The sequence below is a fragment of the Pseudomonas sp. FW305-70 genome (assembly GCF_058783925.1).
In genome coordinates this window covers 1-948 of sequence record NZ_JBYSYZ010000093.1, presented here as the reverse complement: position 1 = coordinate 948, position 948 = coordinate 1, and the positions used below count along the sequence as shown (strand labels likewise).

At 58.6% G+C, this 948-nt stretch carries 2 protein-coding genes; both read left to right on the top strand.

Annotation, left to right across the window (positions count from 1 at the left end):
• Positions 1-126: DUF6124 family protein (locus AC3WN7_RS28605; RefSeq protein WP_442963897.1), on the top strand; the 126-nt coding region annotated here is incomplete at its 5' end.
• Positions 127-634: 508 nt separating this feature from the next.
• Positions 635-948, top strand: a 314-nt coding sequence (locus tag AC3WN7_RS28600) for a DUF6124 family protein (protein WP_102675864.1), incomplete at its 3' end; no start/stop codon positions are given.

Genomic DNA, 948 nt, shown 5'->3' with positions numbered 1-948 from the left:
ACCAACGATCTGGCGGGTTTTCTGGAGGGCTCGCATCGCAACACGCTGCTGGGCATCGCCCAGGTCATCATGCTGGGTGAATTGGCAGTGAACCGGGCGCTGGATCGACTCGATCCGCCTGAATAAAGCGCCGAACCTGTGGGAGCGGGCTTGCTCGCGAAGGCGTCGGCATTGCCAGCAATGTTGTCGACTGACACGCCGCTTTCGCGAGCAAGCCCGCTCCCACAGGTTTCGTGCTCAGCCCAAAGCCATGTGTTTGTCGTGACAACCGCACATTAAACATCGACTGACCGCCCTTGTTTAACGGCTGTCAGCGTAACTTGATGAAAGCTACAGCGCCTTGCGTCATTGCCTACGGTTACGCCAGAATCCGCCGGCTTACGCGCCTTGAGTCCGGGCTTTATCGTTAGCCGGTCGCTGAAAAACAGCGATCGGGTTTGGTAGCCCGGACCAATTAGGCGCATAGCGCACCGTTTGCAGACCTTTCAGGTCTCTGTTTTATGGTGGCCATGCGCAGGGCTCTCTCGGGAGCGCCGGGTTCCTAATTACCGGTCTACCAACCCGCGTATGGCCGCCACCCCTCGTTTGGTAGCGAGGGCTGAAGGCTCCGTAATTTCAATTAGGAGCTCCATCAATGATCAAGCCCACACCCAATCCCCCGGAAACAAATCCAGCCTCCCCCTACGAAAGCCCCGACTCCAAGCAATTCCAAGAAGCCGCCGAACGCGCCCTCAATCACTACCTCAACCCCGCCGCCAACATCATGGCCACACCCCACAAACCGTCCACGATGTTCACCATCAACCCCGATATCGACACCGAGACCCTGTTGGCCCACGCCTGCGAATCACTGGCCTCGGCCAATGTGATGACCAACGATCTGGCGGGTTTTCTGGAGGGCTCGCATCGCAACACGCTGCTGGGCATCGCCCAGGTCATCATGCTGGG